The sequence below is a fragment of the Zhongshania aliphaticivorans genome, assembly GCF_902705855.1.
In the GTDB taxonomy this organism is placed as follows: Bacteria; Pseudomonadota; Gammaproteobacteria; order Pseudomonadales; family Spongiibacteraceae; genus Spongiibacter; species Spongiibacter aliphaticivorans_B.
Window position 1 is genome coordinate 170,015 of record NZ_CACSIJ010000014.1, and the last position, 18,009, is coordinate 188,023.

The window sequence follows — 18,009 nt, forward strand, 5'->3', positions numbered from 1 at the left end:
TGAAGCTAAGCCAAAGAAACAATGGAGTAATCATCAAGTGCCGATTTTCGATATTTCAGGAGACAAGCTATCTGCCGTCGAGCAGAAGAACTTTGCTCTGGAAAAGGATTTGCAGTCCCTGATGGAGAAAAATCTCGAAACGGTCTTCAATTGCAGATTTGTTGCCAGTGAGTTTTCAACCGGCGCGCAGCATGCAGGTCGAATTGATAGCCTCGCCCTATCGGAAGAAGATAATCCGGTGATTATTGAGTACAAAAAAGTCGAATCATCCGAGCTTATTAATCAAAGCCTTTTTTACTTACACTGGATCCAAGATCACAAGGGTGATTTTGAGATCGCGGTACAAAAGCGGCTAGGAAATAGTGTAAAGGTTGATTGGTCTGACGTGAGGGTTATTTGCATTGCCCCAAACTATAAGAAATATGATTTGCATGCAGTTCAGGTAATGGGCGCAAATATTGAACTATGGAAATACCGCTTATTTTCCAATAACTCACTTTATCTAGAAGAGGTTTTTCATACTACCAAATCAACGGTAGTGTCAACGTCTGCAGCTACCACTGAAAATGGATACAAAAATCCCGTTATGGTTGAGGCTGGTAAAAAAGCAGCATTAACTCGCGCCACGGCGACCTATACGTTTGATGAAAGGCTTGAAGGAAAAAGCGACGGTATCCAAGAGTTAACAGCAATCATACGAGAGTTCATCATTGGCTTAGATGAATCCATCGAAGAAGTTCCAAAAAAATTCTACGTTGCTTATAAAATCTCGCAGAACATCGCTTGTATGGAAGTCAAGGGTAAGAACGTCAAGCTGTTCTTAAAGCTCAAGTCGTCGGATATTCCAGAGGGCACTAAAAACTATCGAGATGTAACATCAATAGGTCATTATGGTACTGGTGATGTTGAGTTTACCGTATCTTCGGAAGCGGAGTTTGAGCCAGTTAAAGAATTTATAGCAATGGCGTATAACAAGGTCGGTGGCTAATGGCTTCTAACAATCGCAGCTACAGCGCAGCTTTTCCGTTGCGGCTTGGCCTTACTACAAAGCCGTGCGTGTTGCGGGCGCTATGCCTATTTGGAGTCAGTGTAAAAATTCCAAATCGTAGATTGCTCAATCCTTTAACGTAATAAATTAATATTCTTTTGTTCCAATGGACGTTTTTTACACTGGCCCTAAATATCTAATAAATACAATGGAGAACAAGTATGGCCAATGGTAGTTGCCTGTGTGGCAGTATTCGTTACGAAGTAGAAATACTTCCAGAGAAAATTTTTAACTGCCATTGTAAGTTTTGCAGAAAGGCGCATGGTGCGGACTACGCGACGGTGGCTGTCGTAAAGTATTCTACGTTCAAATTATGTGATGAGAAGGGTGTTCTAAAGGAGCATAAAAATGGTGCGGGTGGCTTCCGAGCATTCTGTTCTGAGTGTGGTACGAGGCTTATAAACTACGCACCTGATAAGAATTTATTTTTCTGCATCGCGCTCTCGACGATAGATAGTCCAATCAGCTTTAAGCCAGTAGCCCATGCAAACACAGAGTCAAAAGCAAGTTGGTGCGAGCCGTATGCGGGAATCCCGCAATTTAGTGGTTTTCCTGATAGCTTGTGAACTGACGCGGTATTATTTTTGAAAACTTTGTTATAAAAAACGTAACGATAAAAGACGTCATGTAAATTCATTTGTAGAAAGGAGTCAGCTATGAAGGGTAAATGCTTGTGTGGAAAAATTGAAGTAGAAACAGCCGATACTATTGATCTTGGCATTTGTCATTGTTCGATGTGTCGTCGTTGGTCAGGCGGGCCAATGTTCGCAGTGCATTGCGGTTCGGATGTTAGTTTTGTAGGCGATGCTCCGTCTAAGTATCAGTCGTCTGACTGGGCAGAGCGCGGATTTTGTTCAAGCTGTGGCACACATCTTTTTTATCATTTGCTCCCTAATAATGAATATATTCTTCCGGCGGGCTTGTTCCAAGATCAAGATTTCCAGCTATCTAATGAAATATTCATTGATGAAAAGCCGGAATTCTATGAGTTTAGTAATCAAACCACCAAGCTAACTGGGCAGCAGGTATTTGAGCAGTTTTCGCCTGATAGCTAGGTAGGTGATTGGCCGCTGCTATATAAAGCAGCGATGCGAGGCTAAACATTACACTGGTAGCTGGGTGGTCTAGGCTCGCGCATTTCGTGTATTAGTATTTGCACTAGCCCATGCCGCCTTTTAAGCGGCTATGCTATAAGTTTGTTTCAGGCTGTTTAATGGCAATCACCGAGAAGTTTATGAGCTCAGTTTTGCGTATATTGGTTTTGGCTGTGCTATCTGCTGGTGTATATGCCAGTGACGAGCAGCGCTTGCCAAAATGGGAGCTCGGTGTAGGTTTGTCAGCCTTTAGCCTGCCGGACTACCCCAGTGCAGACCAAGATCAAGCTTATGTGTTGCCGTTCCCCTATATTATTTATCGCGGTGAGCGTGTAAAGGCGGGCCGCGATGGTCTGCGTGGATTGTTATTTGAGCGAGGCCGCTGGGATCTGGATATTTCTGCAGGTGGTAGCTTGCCGGTGAATAGTGAAGACAACCGCGCACGGGAAGGTATGGATGATCTCAATGTGAGTCTTGAGCTAGGGCCGTCCCTGCGCTTTAAGTTTATTGACACGCCTGAGCAAAAAATTCAGCTGCGATTAAATTTGCGGGCCTTATTGTCCGCAGATGACTTTCCATCCTTGGACTACGAGGGCTGGTTATTCAACCCAGAATTACGCTGGCGTCAGCATTACGGTGAGCGCTATGTGCTGGGTGGCTCCTTGCAATTGCGCTACGGAAGCCGTGATTACCACAATTATTTTTATGGTGTGGCGCCACGGTTTGCTACTGCGTCGCGGCCGAGCTACCAAGCCGAGCGCGGATACAATAGCGCCGGAGTGAGCGCTTACGCGGCGGCGAAGCTAGATCGTAATTGGCGGATTACCGCGTCGGTCTCGTATTACGATTTACACGATGCTGCGTTCAACGACAGCCCGCTGTTTCGCAAGAATAGCGGTGCCTACATTGGGTTTTCTATATCGCGTATTTTGTGGCGTTCGGAAACCACTGTTAGCCCAGCCCGCATAGATGACATAGCATTGTAGCTCGAGCGTTGCGCAGTAAGTCTCAAAAGCGAGGCGAATCCGGTACAATCTCTGCACTGTCATTTACCGAGTTGTCCCCATGTCTGATTCAGTTACTCACCTAGCCGCCGTGGTCATTGGTGGCGGCCCTGCGGGCCTGATGGTGGCTGAGCAGTTGAGCAAGGCGGGGATAATAGTAGATGTATATGACGCGATGCCCACCGTCGGACGTAAATTTCTGAGGGCTGGCATCGGCGGTTTAAACCTTACCCACAATGAAAACTGGCAAAGCTTTGTTGGCCGCTACGGCGATAAGGCAGACATACTTCGACCAGCATTAGACGCATTCACCGCAAACAACCTGCAAGCGTGGGTCGCCGGCTTAGGGGTAGAGACCTTTGTAGGTAGCTCAGGACGGGTTTTTCCGGTAGAAAAAAAGGCCGCACCACTGCTGCGGCGCTGGTTGAGCCGGCTTAGAGAAAACGGTGTGCGAATTCACAGCCGTCACCGCTGGCTGGGCTGGAATGATCGGGACGAATTACTCATCCAAGGCCCTGAGTCACTGTTGACTATAAAGGCGGAGCATTGCTTTTTTGCGATGGGTGGCGGTAGTTGGTCGGCGCTGGGTTCAGACGGCCATTGGCTGGCGCGGTTTAAAGATCACGGCGTGCCCTGCCAAGCTTTTCGGCCTAGTAATTGTGGTTTTGAATATAGCTGGCCTGCGGACATTAAAAGTAATTTCAGCGGCGAGCCGCTTAAGTCTATTGCCGTGTCGATACGCGACGCTAAAGGAATCGAGTGGCGCCAGCGCGGCGATGCCGTTATCGCAAGCTACGGCATTGAAGGTGGGCCGGTATATGGAATCTCTGCACCGATGCGCGATGCGATCGAACAAGACGGCCGTTGCACAATATATTGGGATCTCGACCCAGATAGGTCAGTCGAAAAATTACAGCAGGCTATTGCTAAGCGCCGCCCCAAAGATTCCCTCGCCAATGTGCTGCGCAAGCAGTGTGGTCTTAACGGCAGCAAATTGGCGTTGTTTAAAGCCTTAACCAGTAAAGAGCAAATGGCTGATATTGACGCCCTGCCCGCCCTTATCAAACACCTGCCGCAAACTTTTAATGCCACCCGTGAAATAGACGAAGCAATTAGCACCGATGGCGGAATTTGTTTTACCGCCTTAGATGATAAGCTGATGCTCAAAACTTTACCCAATAGTTATTGTGTAGGTGAAATGTTGGATTGGGAGGCGCCAACTGGCGGCTATTTGCTAACAGCTTGTTTCGCAACGGCAGTGTGGGCAGCAAAGGCCGCCTTGGCAGGCAAAATAAATTAAAATATGACGGAGATGAGATGGCTATTATTGAATTTTCTAAAGAAGAAAAAGACATTATTATCGCCAAGGTTCAGCGCTATTTTGAGGATGAGCTGCATCAGGAGCTCGGTAAGTTTGATGCTGAATTTCTAACAGATTTTTTCTCAGAAGAAATTGGCGCGTATTTCTACAATCGCGGTTTAAACGATGCAAAGATGGTGCTAGAAGACAAGCTGGTTGATATTGGTGATGCGCTTTATGAAATTGAGAAGCCCACTCAATTTGTAAAATAAATTATATTTTGAAAAACAAAAAGGGATGACTGCGTGGCCGTAATGGAATTGAAAGAACTACTGAGCTTTACTGGTCACAGTATTGTTCTTATGCCCAGTGATGCGAGTGCGCGCCAATGTCGAGATCGCATCGCGCGCCTGCGCGGCAGTCACGATCAGGCGTTTATCGAAACCGTTACGGTAATGCCCGTTGATCAATGGCTGGCGGAATTATGGGATGCCACCTTCCCCGCGAAGCAAGTGCTGCGCCCTATCCAGTTACTTGCCTTGGGCCGCGAGATTATTGAAAGCAGCGAGTTTTTCCCCGACAACTGTTTGAATAGCATGGCGATTACCCGCCAGTTTGTAGATGCCTTTCAGTTGCATGCCCAGTATCAACTCAGCAGTGACGAAGACTTTTATAGGTTCTCTACAGAGTACCAAGCCTTTTATCAGTGGCGCCAAACCTTGCAGGAAAAGCTGGACGCACAGTCGGCCTTGAGTGGGCAGCAATTACCCGCACAGTTATGTGACTTGCTAGAACAGTCAGGATTGGATTTGCCAGATCAGTTACTGTTGTGTGAAGGCTTAGACCTTAGTCCTGCCGCGCAAACATTTATTGAACGCTGCGCAGATAAAATAGCTATTTCAACATTGGCCGAAGATCGGCCGAGTAAATCGGTGCCGATATTATGTTCCGCGCCACAAATTTTGCAGGAATGCGAGGCTGTCGCTGCGTGGTTAAGCGAAAAATTTAGCGCAGAAGCTAAGGCAGAAAAACCATTAGAGCATTCCATTTTCGCGATTTTAGTGCCGGATATGAATCGCTATCGGGGAATACTACATAATGTATTGCAGCGGCAGTTTTATCCTAATGGTTTGTTTCCCACGCAGGATCAAGAAGTGCGTGAACCGTGGCTATTTGACGCTAGCGAAACGCTTATGTCCTACCCGCTAATTAAGTCGGCCTGGGATATCATTTCTTTGAATTCTAGGGCGCTACCTCTAGAGCAGCTCAGCCGCATATTGCGTTCGCGCTTTGTGCGCGGCTGGCCAGAAGCTCGGAGTGTTCGCGCAAATTTAGACCTTCGTTGGCGGGATCGTCTTGGCCCAGAAACCAGTTTGAAAAATGCATTATCCTTGGCAAAAAAAGTAGAGTTAGAAGACCCCAGCGTTTGCGATTTTCTACATGAACTAGAGGCGATGTTAAAGGCCGCTCCAGCCAAGCAGCTACCGTCATCGTGGGTGCGATTTTTTGATCAACTATTACTGACTTCTGCGTGGCCAAATGCTAGCGATGACGACGAGATTGTACTGCAATGTCGCCGTGGTTTTAGTCAGGCGATGGATGTATTTCGCGCCTTAGATAGACAGCTTGGCGACATTAGTCACGACACGGCGCTGTCTTGGCTGCAACACATACTGAGTACCAAGCGTTTTTCGGTTAGCCGCAATTGGGCTTGTCCGATTCATATTATGGAGTACGATGGCGCCCTAGGCCTGCAGTTCGATGCAACGTGGATTATGGGCTTAGACGACAATGCCCTGCCCCGCCGGGTTGAGCCTTCCGCTTTTCTACCACTGGAATTACAGCAAAAAGCAAAGTATCCAGAGAGTGATCCGGGGCTGTGTTTACAGCGCGATCAAAAACTCCTCTCGGGATTGCTGCAGTCAGCGCCGCAGTTGCGCTTGAGTTATTGCCGCGAGAATGAAGCAGGTAGCCCGTTGGGTTTATGCACATTACTGACAGAGTATCTTGAAGAAAGTGTGCCAACAGTAACAGAGCGATTTACAGCGTGTGGTGTTGTTACCATGCCAAGCGCTGATGAGGTGCGGCCGGTGAATCCTGCGCAGCGCAATGGAGTTCGCGGCGGCACAGGATTGTTTAAAGAGTATGCTAGCAGTCCCTTTTTTGCATTTTTAAAATATCGACTAAATTTGCGCGAATTTCCCGTGGCCGCCGAAGGTTTGGATCATCGTATACAGGGAATATTGATTCACGACACCATGCAGTATGTGTGGGAAACACTGCAAAACAAGGCTGCGCTCGATGCCTGTAGTGCTTTGCAGCTAGAGGCTGTGGTGCGTAAAAGTTGTGAGCGCGCCTTAGAAAATCCAGAGCTTAGTGTGGCGCGCTTTGGTGAATCCTTGCTGAATATCGAGAAAGAGCGTGTGATTAGTTTGGTCTGTGCATGGATGGAAAAAAATGAACGCAGGCGCTTACAAGACTTTGAGGTGGTGGCGACTGAGCAGCTAGTTGAAAGCGAATTGATGGGTATACCACTGAAAATTCGCATGGACCGCATTGATAAAATTGGCGAAAAACGTCTTGTAATAGATTATAAAACGGGGACGATTGATGGTCGTTCCCTTAGCGTTGAAAACCTAACAGAGCCGCAGCTTCCCATCTATGTGTTGGCGCAAAAAAATGAAGCGCAGCAGCTTGACGGTGTGATGCTGGCACAGCTTAAAAGTCCCGACGATTTAAAAATTCATATGCGCAGCAATTGGGCAAATAGTGTGCTCGCAAAAAAGCCCCACGGTAATGACGTCGATAATCCCGAAAAATGGCAGGCAGAATTAGAGGCGTGGTCAAATACCTTGCAAGACATGGCGGCGGGAATATTAGCGGGTAATATTGAGCACGATTTCAGTCAGAATCACAGCCGAGGTTTTAGTGCGTTTTTCTTGCCGCTGCTGCGTGATTTAAGTGTCGAGGAGGATGCGCAATGAGTCAGTATCCTCGCCCACCAGATCAAGATCAGCGCGAACAGGCGGTAGACCCGCGTCATTCGGTATTAGTGAGGGCGCCCGCCGGCTCGGGTAAAACCGGTGTGCTGCTACTGCGCTATTTACACTGCTTACTCGTGGTTGATCAGCCCGAAACCGTGGTGGCAATTACCTTTACTAATAAAGCTGCTGGCGAAATTAAAGAGCGGGTGGTATCAGCGCTGCAAGATGGCGCTAAGGCCTTGGCGTGTTTGTCAAATGGCGAACAGCTAGCGAGTGTCGAGAGTGGCTTTGAGCATGATATTCGCGAAGCAGTTTTTAAAGTATTAGAAAAAGATGCCGCCAATCATTGGCATTTATTAAAGAACAGTGCGCGTTTGCGCATTACGACCTTTGATAGTTTTTGTGGGAGTTTGGTGCGCCGCTTGCCACTGCTGTCAGGGCTTGGCGCTGCGGTTCCGCTTACCGATGCCGAAGCTCTTTATCGCGAGGCAATTCTCAGCTTATTTAGGCAGTTAGATGATAAAAATTGTCCCCCCGCCCTCGCCGTTGCCTTACAAAATTTATTGGCTTACGGCAGCAATCGGATTGAAACTTTGTTGCCGTTGTTATCGGCCTTATTATCTAAGCGAGACCAATGGTTGCGTGATGTAATCAGTGGCGATTTAGATGTCATGGAAGCCGCGCTGGCAGAGGAGGTCGCCGCGCAGTTTGAGCCCGCGTGGGCGGCCTTGCAGGATTTAAATATTGATCAGCTGATTGGCGCTTTTGTTGCTTCGTCAGGATCGAATGAAGATCACGCTTGGGCGGCGGATTTACGACCAAGCGAGCAACTGGGTATAGCTGATTTTGAATTAATTCAAACATTGGCCAGCACGATTTTGAGCGGTAAAGGAGAATTATATAAACCCCGTTCTTTAAATTATGCAGGATTAAAAGCGGGTCAGGCGGGCACAGCCGAAGCTAAGGCTTGGCTCAAAGGTTTGGAAGACGACGGCCTGTATGAAGAGGCATCGCAGAGCTTAGCGTGTATTGCCAGTTTGCCGCCGCCGTATTTTCCCGAGAGCAGCCGTGAATTGGTTGGGCATTTCCGTATCGCCCTAGCCTATTTGCTAGCGCATTTGCGCCTGAGCTTTGAGCACAAAGGTGGGGTGGATTTTGGCGAGATTGCGCAGCGCGCCATTACAGCCTTAAGCGCCGAGCATGGTGAAGAAGTTGGCGATGCTTTATTACTTGAGGATCGCGTTCGCCATATTTTGGTCGACGAAATGCAAGACACCTCGGTGAGCCAAATAGATTTGCTAGAGGCCTTGTGCCAAGGCTGGGAAGAAGATGACGGTCGCAGTGTGTTTTTCTGCGGTGACTTACAGCAATCTATTTATGCATTTCGCGGTAGTTTGGTTAGCTTATTTGACGAGCTGCAGCAGCGCGGTAGCTTTGCGGGCAAAACATTAAAACCGCTACAGTTAAAGGCGAACTTCCGGTCCTCGCCAGATTTAGTGAATTGGGTAAATGACTGTTTCAAGATCTTATTTACGGATCGCGGCCGCTACTACGAAGCGGCTCTACCCCAGCGTAATAACGCCGGTGAAGTGTGTATTCATCCCCAGGTTTTGGGTCAGCAGGTAGATGCCAAGCTCGGCGCCGGTCAAGCGGAAGCTCAGCAGATCGTTGAGTTGATTCAACAAGTACAAGCCCAGGATGCGGAGACGGGTAAAACGTCGTCGATGGCGATATTGGTTCGCAATCGTGGCCATCTAAAACATATTGTGCCAGCGCTGAAGGCGGCGAAACTGACATTTTCTGGCCAAGATATTGATAGTTTAACCACCACGCCAGCGGTGATGGATTTTATGGGTTTGCTCAGGGCGCTGTGGCATGAGGCCGATAATGTGGCGTGGGCGCGGCTCGTGCGTGCGCCCTTTGTTGGCTTGAGCTGGGATGATTTGCTATTGCTGCGCGAAGCTGGTGGCCTGCTTCGTGATGCGATTATGGATGTCGATATATGTGCAGGGCTTAGTCAAGACGGTCAGCAAGCGCTAACTCACCTTCGAGATACCGTGATGTGGTTAGAGAACTGCCCGCAAAGTCGCGATCTGCGCTGGGCCTTGCGGAGCGCTTGGCATTTACTCGGCGGGCCGGCCTGCATTGAACTCCATCAACAAGGGGATATTGATCGGGTTTTAGGTTTGCTAGACCAGTATGCGCCAGCAGGGTTGCTGGAAGATATTGGGGTGTTAGAGCGAGCTTTAGAGCGCCTTTATGCCACGCCACCCAGCAGTAATATCGAGTTAATGACCATTCATAAGTCCAAGGGATTGGAGTTTGATGTGGTTATTTTGCCAAGCACGGGGGGCGCTGGTCGCAATGCCGACCGCGACTTATTGGCGTGGCAACGCCTGCGCGGTCATATGATTTTTGCTCCTAAACCTCAGAGTTCTACGGGTGATCCAGCAGCCGACAAACTGTATCGCTATATGAGTGATACTCAGGCGCGCGCGCTGGATGAAGAAATAGATCGCTTAATATATGTTGCCCTCACCCGCGCTAAGCGCGCTTTGCATGTGTTTGGCGTGGCGCAGATGAATAGCAAAGGTGATGTTGCAGCGACTTCAGGCAGTATTTTGCATCGCCTGTGGGCCAGTGTTGGCGATGCGTTTGAGCGATGCGAGATTATTGAAACCGACGACGCCGTTCTGCCGTTACGGGTGCCGATGGCGCCTAGGCTACGGGAGTTGAAAATTGTCAGCGAGCCGGTCTGGCAGCCTCCGCAGCCGCCAGAATCACCTTTGCAGCGGGCCCAGCGCCAAACCGAAAATGCGGTGCTGGAAGACAATATTGAAGATCGCGCGGTGGGTATTGTATTCCACGAGCTGATGGAGCGTTTGGGCCGTCGCAATGATCGTGAGCAGTGGATATTAGATACCGATAGGCTCCGGCGTGGTGTTACTCAGCGTTTGCGCCATCACTGTCACCCCGAACCAGATTTAGATAGCAGCGTGGCCCGAGTGATGGACTTGGTTACCAATACCCTGTCCTGTGACAAGGGCCAGTGGATCTTGGCCAGCTATCAATGGCAGGCCAGTGAGCAAACAATCCGTCGAATGATTGGCGGGCAATGGCAAACACTTATTCTAGATCGGGTGTTTATCGACGAAGATCGCTGCTGGATCGTGGATTATAAGACCGCAAAAGCCAAGGGGAATGTGCAGCGCTTTTATGAGGAGCAGGCCGAAAGATATCGCGCAAAAATGCGAATTTATCAGCAAGCTTTGCACGCAACTGGGGTAGAATGCGCGATCACAACGGCATTGTATTTTCCGGCTCACCAGCACCTGTTGGTATTGGACGAAACCTAAAGCCGTGACACCGAATACAAAGTAGATGGCCCGGCGGGCTAATTTAGGAACGATTTTTTGCATGAAAAAGCAGCTTGGTTTTTTATTGTTATCAACCTTACTAGCGGCGTGCTCGCAGCTAAAAACGAGCAAGCCAATTGCGCCGACAAACCTGCTAGATACGGCGCAGGTAGAGGAAAACCTACAGATTGATGAGCCCGATGAGGTTCAAAAATTGGCCAGCAGCGCGTCTCGAGAAATGCTATTGGGTAAGTGGTACGGCATTCGTAAGTTAAAAGATGGGGGCCAGAAAGAATGGCTTACTGAGCGCTCGGCTGATGGAACTTATCGTGTCGATTTTCGCTTCGTTTCCGCCGACGGCAGCGCTCGCTCGCAGTCGGAGGTTGGTTTTTGGGGCGTGTCTGGCGATATTTATTTCCGCATATTTCGCGGCTGGGTAACGGTTGAAGGTATGAAGCCCGCTGACCCAACGGTGGCGGAGCACTACGACGCCTACAAAATTGACGGCTTAGATGGCGAGTATTTTAGCTATGTACACAAGGTTAGAGGCCAGCAATACACCGTTAAAAAAATGCCGAATGACTTCCGTTTACCAGTCACGGTAAATAGTCAGGAAGTAGAACCCCTCACCTTTAGTTACTAATCAGTTTTCGGCGCCTGCCACGACGTGGCGGCGCTGATTTTCTCGTCATCGAACACACCGAGTCGGCGCGCCCTCTTAGCCCATAGTTCGCGGGCCAGTGCCTGCATATCTACGGCGGTATCGGTTTCATCGACAATTTCCATGCCCAGCATGGTTTCCACCAAATCTTCCATTGTCACCAAGCCCATCACACTGCCGTATTCGTTAACAACTAGGGCAATTTGCAGGCGCATTTCGGTTAGTTTCTTGAGCAGTTCGGGTGTCGGTAGTGATTCGGGAACGACGAATAGTTCGCGACGCAAACTGCTTAGCGGTGAGTCTGGGCTGCGAGCCATGGCGAGCATTAGCTCGTCTTTGCGGATAAAGCCGGTGATATTGTCGGGATCATCGGTGTAAACTGGGATTCTCGAGAATAAAATGGCTTCGTTGCCCTCCACTACCTCTTTAACACTGGCAGTTTCTGACACGCTAAAAATTACCAGTCGTGGGGTCATGACATCGCGGGCCTGCAACGATCGAAATCGAATTAAGCTAGCGACTGCGCTGGATTCCTCTTGATCTAAAATGCCCTCACTGACCGCGACTTCAGCTAAGGCGACAAACTCTTCTCGGCTAATCGAGTGCGAGCCTGCGCCACGGGATAGTATGCGTGTTACAACCTGTGCCATTGCGACCAAGGGAGTCATCGACCACATGATGAAGCGCAAAATTATGGCGCACGGTGGCGATAGTTGACGCCAAAATAAGGCGCCAAGGGTTTTCGGAATGATCTCGGATATAAATAAAATTAATAGGGTGAGTACAGCTGAAATAAGCCCGAAATAGGCTTCGCCAAACAGCGCCGTTGCCTGCGCCCCTGCTCCAGCCGCTCCCACGGTGTGGGCGATGGTATTAAGGCTCAGAATCGCCGCTAGTGGTCTGTCGATATCTGTTTTATACCTGCGCCACAAGCGGCCATTGCGATGCCCGCGTTCTTCCTCCGCGGCAATATAAGATGGTGTAACACTAAGTAGTACCGCCTCTAAGACAGAACATAAAAAAGACACGCCTAGGGCGATGGCAACATAAATTAGCAATAAGATCATGGCAGATCCGGCATTAAAGTGTATGGCAGATTGCCGCATTGCCAGCGTATAAAGTCAAGCAAAGTTGCGGGGAGGCGTCGCCTAGGGATGGCCGTATTCAACGAAAGAGTTATTATATATTCCAATTCGTTGTGTCGCCCTCCTCCGGTTTTGTATTTAAGGCCAGAATTTTTTGAACGCCAAGGTGGTGGCTTAGAAATATTTCGCCATTTAGATTTTTAATAAAATTTGTTTTTAAAAGTACATCTGTTACCGGTCCTTTCACTTCTGACAAGTGCAGTTTAACGCCGCTGTCATTTAATCGATGATTAATAGATTCCAGTGTTTCTAAAGCACTAAGATCAATTTCATTCACCGCTGTGCACATTAAAATAACATGACGTATTGCAGGACTTTTTTCTAATAGCTCATAAATTCTATCTTCAATAAATCCGGCATTTGCAAAATATAAACTCTCATCTACACGCAGCGATAATATTTCGCTATGCGTAATCACCTTGTGACGATTCACATTGCGATAGTGCTCGGTGCCGGGCACTTCGCCGACCACGGCCATGTGTGGCGTGGATGTCTTATATAGATGCAAAGCAAGCGAGGCGAATACGCCGCAGGCTACGCCGCTTTCCACGCCGGCTAGCAGTGTTACTAATAAGGTCGTACTCACCGCAATAAAGTCACTGCGGGCATAGCCCCAGCTGCGTTTTAATATCGAGAAATCAACTAGCGATAGCACGGCCACAATTATCGTCGCAGCTAATGTCGCCTGAGGTAAATAAGCGAGATAGGGTGTGAAAAATAGCGCAGCAAGGCCAATGCCTATTGCGGTAAAAATACCTGCGGCGGGGGTCACGGCGCCCGCATCGAAATTAACAACTGAGCGGGCGAAGCCGCCTGTGACCGGATAGCCGCCAGAAAATGCGGCGGCAACATTGGCGGCTCCAAGCCCAATAAGCTCTTGATTTGGTATAATTTTCTGGCGTCGTTTAGCGGCGAGGGTGTGGCCCACAGAGACTGATTCGACAAAGCCGATAACAGAAATAAATATGGCGGATACCAATAATTCTCGCCATGCACTGTGGCTAAGGTTGGGTATGCTTAAGCTGGGTAAACCACTCGGTACATTGCCAACTAGCTTTACGCCATGGCTGCCAAGATCAAATGCATAGGCGGCAGCACTGGTTGCAACAATGCCTATCACTGGGCCAGTTTTTGACAGCATGGCTGCTGATTTATCACTTAATCCGGCACGTACTAACAGTGGTTTTAAGCCGCTTCGAACCCAAAATAAAAACGCGAGTACCGGCAGGCCAACGGCCAGTGTGTAGACGTTGGTGTTAGTTATTTCATTCGCTAAGGCATGTAATAAATGGAATACATTTTCGCCAGACGCGGTAACGCCAAGTATGTGCTTTAGCTGGCTGACGGCAATGATAATTCCCGATGCGGTGATAAATCCCGCGATAACGGGATGGGATAAAAAGTTGGCTAAAAACCCCATCCGTAAAATTCCCATGCCCAATAAGAAAACACCAGAAAGTAGGGCGAGGAGTAAAGCCGCTTCAATATAGCTAACACTGCCCGGTGCAGCGATATGGCCAATGGCTGAGGCCGTCATTAGCGAGACTACCGCGACCGGGCCTACAGACAAAGTGCGGCTGGTGCCGAAAATGGCGTAGGCGATCAGCGGTAACATGCTGGCGTACAAGCCCATTTCTGGCGGAAGGCCAGCTAATAAAGCATAAGCGAGTGATTGCGGAATCAGCATAATGGTGACGATGACCGCTGCTAAAAGATCACTAATTAATGTGTCGCGTTGATAGTCAGCGGTCCACGTTAATATGGGGAAATATTGCTTAATTGCTGTTATTTTCAAAGTCTTATTTCCTAGGCTTCATCGCTCATCACGGGATTTACTAACCACTCTTTGCCCTTGAGCATACCCTGCCAGTAGATCGGCGGTAGCAATTTTTCTTTTAAAAGCCACGCGGCGCGTGTTGGTTTGGTGCCATCTAATATCCATTTGGGCATGCTCGGTAAAAGCTTTCCGCCGTAACCGAATTCGGCGAGGACGATTTTGCCACGCTCTACCGTTAGTGGGCAGGAGCCATAGCCATTGTAGTGAGCAACTTGGTGAGTGCCCTTGATGTCGGCAATGATATTGGCAGCTACAATGGGTGCTTGCACTCGCGCAGCGGCGGCGGTTTTGGCATTGGGCGCATTACATACATCGCCTAGCGCCCAGATATTGTTGTAGCGCTTATGGCGGAGCGTGCATTGATCTACATCTACCCAGCCGGCGGCGTCTACCAGCGGGCTACTGCGAATAAAGTCAGGCGCGGTTTGCGGTGGGCAAACGTGAATCATATCGAATTCACGGCTCACAATTTCGGTGCTGCCGTCGGCGGCGGTGGTTTCAAAGTAGGCGGTTTTGTTGTCGCCATCGATGCGTACCAGTTTGTGGTTAAACTTTAAGTCCGCTTGGTATTTTTCGACGTATTCCATTAACGCAGGCACGTAGTCGGCCACGCCAAACAACACCGCACCGGCATTGTAAAATTCGATATTAATATTGTTTATATCTTGGTTTTTGTACCAGTGGTCGCCCGACAGATACATGGCCTTTTGCGGCGCGCCCGCGCATTTAATGGGCATTGGCGGCTGGGTAAACAGCGCGCGGCCACCTTTTAAATTGCGAACTAATTCCCAGGTGTAGGGCGCCAGATCATAGCGGTAATTTGAGGTTACGCCGTTGCGACCTATGGTTTCGCTAAGACCTTCGATACCGTCCCAGTTGAGCTTTATACCGGCGGCAACTATCAGGCGAGTGTATTTAATAAGCCGACAGCCTTCGAGGGTAACGATGTTGCTGTCGGGGTCGAAGGCGGCAACCGCAGCCTTGATCCAGTCGGCGCCTTTGGGAATGAGTGAGGCCATTTCGCGCATGGTTTGCTCTGGCGTAAAAATGCCCGCGCCAACCAAGGTCCAGCCGGGCTGGTAATAGTGTTTTTCGGCTGGGTCAATAATGGCAATAGACAGCGCGTTGTTTCTGGCCAGCAGGCTGGCTGCGGTCGAGATGCCAGCGGCGCCACCACCAACAATAACCACATCGTAACTTCGCAGCGTGTCTATTTCGCCACTCTTGCCGGCAATACGGGCGGCCACGCCGCTCATGTCGTAGCCCGCGGCTTTGGCGGCGGCAACAATCTCTGTGAGCGGAAGTTGCTTGGCCTGGCTCAGTGCCCACAGGGTGGTAGAGCGCATGCCGCTGCGGCAGTAGGCGTGAAAGGGGCCGTTCTGTTTGAGTAGTAACTCGCCAAAGGCGGCGGCTTCTGCATCGCCAACTTTGCCGGTGATAACCGGCAGATAATGGCATTGTATGCCGTGCTCAGTGGCAGCCTTTTCTATTTCAGTAAATAGCGGTTGGTCTGCGCCTTCGCCGTCGGGTCTATTGCAAATTAGGGTGCGCACGCCGCGTTTTGCTAGCTCGCTAATATCGCTGGGCAGTATTTGTTCAGAGACACTTAAGTTGGCATTCAATTCTTTAATGTTCATCGTAACTCCCTAATTTGGCCGGTTGTACTGGTGGTTTAAAGTAGGTTCAGCGGCAATTTCAGGTAGACCACATCATTGGTGTCAGCCTTGGGCAAATGACCGGCGCGCATATTCACCTGCAGCGATGGCAGGATCAGCTTGGGCATGCCTAGGGTCGCGTCACGCTTTTCGCGCATGGCAACAAAATCACTTTCGCTCACACCTTGGTGAACGTGAATATTGTTGTCGCGCTCTTGTTTTACGGTGGTTTGGTATTCAACGTCGCGGCCATTGGGCATGTAGTCGTGGCACATGAATAGGCGCAGCTCGTCGGGCAAGCTCAGAATACGTTGAATGGAGCGATATAAAATTTTGGCGTCGCCACCGGGAAAGTCGGCTCGGGCGCTGCCGCCGTCGGGCATAAACAAGGTGTCGCCGACAAAGGCCGCGTCGCCCATGATGTGGGTCATGCAGGCCGGGGTATGGCCGGGGGTGTGCAGGGCGTGGCAGCGCATTTCTCCCACCAGATATTCATCACCGTCTTTAAATAGTTGATCAAACTGGGTGCCGTCGCGGCAGAAGTCGCTGCCTTCGTTGAAAATTTTGCCAAAGGTGTTTTGTACTGTGGTGATCTCGGCGCCAATGCCAATTTTGCCACCCAGTTTTTCTTGAATATAGGGTGCGGCAGAGAGGTGGTCGGCGTGTACATGGGTTTCGATAATCCATTGCAGTTCTAGGTTTTGACTGCGGATATAGTCAATCACTTTATCTGCGCCATTCAGGCTGAGTCGGCCTGCGGCGTAGTCGATCTCCATTACTGAGTCCACTACCGCGCAGGCATTGGAGGCGGGATCCTTTACCACATAAGTAAATGTGTTAGTTGGTTCGTCAAAAAACGCGATCACTTCAGGGTTAGTGTTCATATCGGTTTTAAAGGGCAATGTCGTCATTTTTAAAACTCCTTCTTAAACTTATTCATAAGACAGTGCGGTGGCTTTGCCATGAAATATTCGGTAGACAAAATAGGTGTAAAACAAAATCACGGGCAGGGTGATCACCACGCCCACTAAGGTAAATTGCAGAGACTTCACCGACGCGGCAGATTCCCAAATAGTTAGGCCGCCAATAATAATGTCGGGGAATAAGCTGTAGGCCAGTCCTAGGCTTGCCATCAGACAGATCGCGACGGTGCAGGCATAAATCAAGTAGCTACGATTTTTATCGAGCATGGTGGGTTTGTTTAGCGCCGCCACAATGAGGCCGTAGCAAAATAGGCAAATCATCGGAATGGGCATTAAGTACAGCGCATTGGGTAGGGTGAACCATTTCTCGGCAATCGTGCTGCTTACCAGCGGGGTGGCAATAGACACCATAAACAGCCCTAGCCCCATCGGCCAAATTGCCATGCGCGCCCAGCCGATGGCTTTGTTGCGCAGTTCGCCGTCGGTTTTCATTAACAGCCAGCCGCAGCCTAATATAAGGTAGAGGGCAGGTAGGGTCATCGCGATAAGAGCGGAAAATAGTAGGCTGGTGGCGCTGGAATGCAGGCCGGTGATATAGGCTCCAAGCATCCAACCCTGCGCTAATGAGGCGATTAAGGAGCCGGCAAAAAAGGCTTTATTCCACAGGCCGCGGCGGTGATCGCCGGCTTTTACCCGTAAATCAAAGGCCACGCCGCGCAGAATTAAACCCATCAGCATGATAGTGACCGGCAAATATAGGCTGGTGAGAATAATACCGTGGGCGACGGGAAAGGCGATCAGTAGTACGCCAATACCGAGGACAATCCAAGTTTCGTTGGCGTCCCAGAAGGGGCCAATAGAGGCGATCATCATGTCTTTTTCGGCCTCGTTTGCCAGTGGTACTAACATGCCAACACCGAGGTCGTAGCCGTCGAGAATCACATAGATCAATAAGGCCAGACCCATAATGCCCATATAAATAATTGGTAGCCAATATTCCAT

14 protein-coding genes are annotated in these 18,009 nt (G+C 49.5%); 9 read left to right on the forward strand and 5 right to left on the reverse strand.

Features of this window, described 5'->3' with window-relative positions:
* The first annotated feature begins 37 nt into the window (after positions 1 to 37).
* The 9 genes from GVJ32_RS12830 (at position 38) to GVJ32_RS12870 (ending at position 11,429) form a co-directional block, all read left to right on the forward strand.
* Entirely contained in the window at positions 38 to 988 is a 951-nt protein-coding gene (locus GVJ32_RS12830; protein WP_159240501.1) for a DUF5655 domain-containing protein, read from the forward strand.
* 221 nt (positions 989 to 1,209) lie between these two features.
* Positions 1,210 to 1,614: a GFA family protein gene (locus GVJ32_RS12835; protein WP_159240502.1), complete on the forward strand. Its 405-nt coding sequence runs from the start codon at positions 1,210 to 1,212 to the stop codon at positions 1,612 to 1,614.
* A 90-nt stretch (positions 1,615 to 1,704) separates the two neighbouring features.
* Positions 1,705 to 2,103 (forward strand): GFA family protein, encoded by a 399-nt coding sequence (locus GVJ32_RS12840; RefSeq protein ID WP_159240503.1) that lies wholly within the window; start codon positions 1,705 to 1,707, stop codon positions 2,101 to 2,103.
* A gap of 179 nt (positions 2,104 to 2,282) precedes the next feature.
* On the forward strand, positions 2,283 to 3,128 hold the full coding sequence (locus GVJ32_RS12845) for a MipA/OmpV family protein (protein ID WP_159240504.1): 846 nt from the start codon (positions 2,283 to 2,285) through the stop codon (positions 3,126 to 3,128).
* A 79-nt stretch (positions 3,129 to 3,207) separates the two neighbouring features.
* Entirely contained in the window at positions 3,208 to 4,446 is a 1,239-nt protein-coding gene (locus GVJ32_RS12850; RefSeq protein ID WP_159240505.1) for a TIGR03862 family flavoprotein, read from the forward strand.
* Positions 4,447 to 4,463: 17 nt separating this feature from the next.
* Entirely contained in the window at positions 4,464 to 4,718 is a 255-nt protein-coding gene (locus GVJ32_RS12855) for a DUF2164 domain-containing protein (RefSeq protein ID WP_159240506.1), read from the forward strand.
* Positions 4,719 to 4,760: 42 nt separating this feature from the next.
* Positions 4,761 to 7,430, forward strand: a complete 2,670-nt coding sequence (locus GVJ32_RS12860; protein WP_235035146.1) for a PD-(D/E)XK nuclease family protein — start codon at positions 4,761 to 4,763, stop codon at positions 7,428 to 7,430.
* On the forward strand, positions 7,427 to 10,786 hold the full coding sequence (locus GVJ32_RS12865; RefSeq protein ID WP_159240508.1) for a UvrD-helicase domain-containing protein: 3,360 nt from the start codon (positions 7,427 to 7,429) through the stop codon (positions 10,784 to 10,786). Before GVJ32_RS12860 ends, GVJ32_RS12865 begins: the two co-directional genes overlap by 4 nt.
* A gap of 61 nt (positions 10,787 to 10,847) precedes the next feature.
* Positions 10,848 to 11,429 (forward strand): hypothetical protein, encoded by a 582-nt coding sequence (locus GVJ32_RS12870; RefSeq protein ID WP_159240509.1) that lies wholly within the window; start codon positions 10,848 to 10,850, stop codon positions 11,427 to 11,429.
* Here the strand turns inward: GVJ32_RS12870 and GVJ32_RS12875 are convergent.
* From GVJ32_RS12875 to GVJ32_RS12895, 5 genes are all read right to left on the reverse strand, one after another.
* Positions 11,426 to 12,514: a CNNM domain-containing protein gene (locus tag GVJ32_RS12875; protein WP_159240510.1), complete on the reverse strand. Its 1,089-nt coding sequence runs from the start codon at positions 12,512 to 12,514 to the stop codon at positions 11,426 to 11,428. The two genes, GVJ32_RS12870 and GVJ32_RS12875, sit on opposite strands and share 4 nt — an antisense overlap.
* A 112-nt stretch (positions 12,515 to 12,626) precedes the next feature.
* Positions 12,627 to 14,387, reverse strand: coding sequence for a SulP family inorganic anion transporter (locus tag GVJ32_RS12880; protein ID WP_159240511.1), 1,761 nt, complete (start codon positions 14,385 to 14,387; stop codon positions 12,627 to 12,629).
* A gap of 11 nt (positions 14,388 to 14,398) precedes the next feature.
* Positions 14,399 to 16,066 (reverse strand): bifunctional protein tyrosine phosphatase family protein/NAD(P)/FAD-dependent oxidoreductase, encoded by a 1,668-nt coding sequence (locus tag GVJ32_RS12885; RefSeq protein WP_159240512.1) that lies wholly within the window; start codon positions 16,064 to 16,066, stop codon positions 14,399 to 14,401.
* A gap of 35 nt (positions 16,067 to 16,101) precedes the next feature.
* Entirely contained in the window at positions 16,102 to 16,995 is an 894-nt protein-coding gene (locus tag GVJ32_RS12890) for an MBL fold metallo-hydrolase (RefSeq protein WP_159240513.1), read from the reverse strand.
* Positions 16,996 to 17,016: 21 nt separating this feature from the next.
* Complete coding sequence (locus GVJ32_RS12895) at positions 17,017 to 18,009, reverse strand: cytochrome d ubiquinol oxidase subunit II (RefSeq protein ID WP_159240514.1); 993 nt, start codon at positions 18,007 to 18,009, stop codon at positions 17,017 to 17,019.

Bases quoted from the DNA above. Each gene is read 5' to 3' on its own strand.
- GVJ32_RS12885 (WP_159240512.1), bottom strand. From the start codon at position 16,066: ATGAACATTAAAGAATTGAATGCCAACTTAAGTGTCTCTGAACAAATA.
- GVJ32_RS12875 (WP_159240510.1), bottom strand. From the start codon at position 12,514: ATGATCTTATTGCTAATTTATGTTGCCATCGCCCTAGGCGTGTCTTTT.
- GVJ32_RS12865 (WP_159240508.1), top strand. From the start codon at position 7,427: ATGAGTCAGTATCCTCGCCCACCAGATCAAGATCAGCGCGAACAGGCG.
- GVJ32_RS12850 (WP_159240505.1), top strand. From the start codon at position 3,208: ATGTCTGATTCAGTTACTCACCTAGCCGCCGTGGTCATTGGTGGCGGC.
- GVJ32_RS12860 (WP_235035146.1), top strand. From the start codon at position 4,761: ATGGAATTGAAAGAACTACTGAGCTTTACTGGTCACAGTATTGTTCTT.
- GVJ32_RS12845 (WP_159240504.1), top strand. From the start codon at position 2,283: ATGAGCTCAGTTTTGCGTATATTGGTTTTGGCTGTGCTATCTGCTGGT.
- GVJ32_RS12855 (WP_159240506.1), top strand. From the start codon at position 4,464: ATGGCTATTATTGAATTTTCTAAAGAAGAAAAAGACATTATTATCGCC.
- GVJ32_RS12870 (WP_159240509.1), top strand. From the start codon at position 10,848: ATGAAAAAGCAGCTTGGTTTTTTATTGTTATCAACCTTACTAGCGGCG.
- GVJ32_RS12895 (WP_159240514.1), bottom strand. From the start codon at position 18,009: ATGGAATATTGGCTACCAATTATTTATATGGGCATTATGGGTCTGGCC.
- GVJ32_RS12835 (WP_159240502.1), top strand. From the start codon at position 1,210: ATGGCCAATGGTAGTTGCCTGTGTGGCAGTATTCGTTACGAAGTAGAA.
- GVJ32_RS12890 (WP_159240513.1), bottom strand. From the start codon at position 16,995: ATGACGACATTGCCCTTTAAAACCGATATGAACACTAACCCTGAAGTG.
- GVJ32_RS12840 (WP_159240503.1), top strand. From the start codon at position 1,705: ATGAAGGGTAAATGCTTGTGTGGAAAAATTGAAGTAGAAACAGCCGAT.